This window comes from Micromonospora sp. S4605 (genome assembly GCF_003176715.1).
Lineage (GTDB): Bacteria > Actinomycetota > Actinomycetes > Mycobacteriales > Micromonosporaceae > Micromonospora > Micromonospora echinaurantiaca.
Genome location: NZ_QGSW01000181.1, coordinates 1 through 1,843 on the forward strand (window position 1 = coordinate 1; position 1,843 = coordinate 1,843).

General features: G+C 77.3%; 1 protein-coding gene. It reads left to right on the plus strand.

Annotated features, from left to right (window positions below; all coding sequences use genetic code 11):
* Positions 1 to 185: 185 nt before the first annotated feature.
* Positions 186 to 1,843, plus strand: a 1,658-nt coding sequence (gene araB / locus DLJ47_RS14545; protein WP_199235852.1) for a ribulokinase, incomplete at its 3' end; no start/stop codon positions are given.

Sequence of the window (1,843 nt, forward strand, 5' to 3'; positions counted from 1 at the left end):
GGCCCGCCTCGACCCTCCGCCCGGCCTCCGCCCGCCCGCCTTCCGTCCGCCCCCGGGCGGGCGGTCGGCTCCGGTCCGCGCCGCCCACCGGCGGCGTGCCGTTCACCCGGCGATGTTGTTACCGTTGCCTCCCGCCGGCGCCCGGCCGCTCCCGCGCCGCCCGGTCGCGGCGGGAAGGAGGAGCAGTGGCGCAACCCGGGCGGCCCCGGTACGTGGTCGGGGTCGACTTCGGCACCCTCTCCGGCCGCGCCCTGGTGGTGGACGTCGCCGACGGCGCCGAACTCGGCGAGGCTGTGCACCCGTACCGGCACGCAGTGATCACCGAGCGCCTCCCCGGCGGCCCGCCGCTGCCGCCGGACTGGGCGTTGCAACACCCCGACGACTACCGCGAGGTGCTGCGCGTCGCGGTGCCCGCCGCGCTGCGCGCCGCCGGCGTACGCCCCGAGGACGTGCTCGGCATCGGCGTCGACGCGACCGCCAGCACAGTGCTGCCGGCCCGCGCCGACGGCACCCCGCTCTGCGAGCTGCCGGGGCTGGCCGACCGGCCACACGCGTACCCGAAGCTGTGGAAGCACCACGCGGCCCAGCGGCAGGCCGACCGGATCAACGCCGTGGCCGCTGAGCGGGGCGAGCGCTGGCTGGCCCGCTACGGCGGCCGGGTCTCGGCGGAGTGGCAGCTGGCCAAGGCGCTGGAGCTGCTGGAGGAGGACCCGGAGGTCTTCGACCTGGCGGAGCGCTGGGTCGAGGCGGCCGACTGGATCGTCTGGCAGCTCTGCGGCCGGGAGACCCGCAACGCCTCGGCCGCCGGTTACAAGGCGCTGCGCCAGGACGGCCGTTACCCGTCGGCGGAGTTCCTGCGTGCCCTGCACCCGCGGCTGGACGGGCTGCTGCCCCGCGTCGACGGTCCGCTCGCGCCGCTGGGCGCCCGGGCCGGCGGGCTCACCCGGGAGGCGGCCGGCTGGACCGGCCTGCCGGTCGGCGTCGCGGTGGCCGTCGGCACCATCGACGCGCACGTCACCGCCGCGGCGGCCCGCTCGGTCGAGCCGGGCCGGATGCTCGCGGTGCTCGGCACCTCCACCTGCCTGATCATGAACGCGGACGCCTGCCACGAGGTGCCCGGGGTGTGCGGGGTGGTCGACGGTGGCGTCACCGCCGGCGCGTGGGGCTACGAGGCCGGGCAGAGTGGGGTCGGCGACATCTTCGCCTGGTACGTGGCCAACGCGCTGCCGGCGTCGTACGCCGAGCGGGCCCGCGAACAGGGGGTGACCCCGTACCAGCTGCTCGACTCACTCGCCGCCGGGCAGCCGGTCGGCGGGCACGGCCTGCTCGCGCTGGACTGGCACAGCGGCAACCGCTCGGTGCTGATGGACCACGAGCTGAGCGGGGTGCTGGTCGGGCTGACCCTGGCCACCCGCCCGGAGGAGATCTGGCGGGCGCTGCTGGAGTCGACAGCGTTCGGAGCGCGGACCGTGGTCGCCGCGTTCGAGGACGCCGGGGTGCGGGTGGACGAGCTGACCGTGGCCGGCGGGCTGACCGGCAACCGGCTGCTGCTGCGGATCTACGCCGACGTGCTGCGCCGGCCGCTGCACGTGGTCGACTCGGCGCACCCGGCGGCGCTGGGTGCGGCGATCCACGCGGCGGTGGCCGCCGGGGCGTACCCCGACGTGCCGGCCGCCTCGGCGGCGATGGGCGCCCCCCGCCGGGAGACCTGGCATCCCGATCCGGCCCGCGCCGCGGTCTACGACGAGCTGTACGCCCACTACCGCGCCCTGCACGACCACTTCGGCCGCGGCGGCACCGACACCCTCCACCGCCTCCGCACCCTCCGCAACCGCCCCCAAGG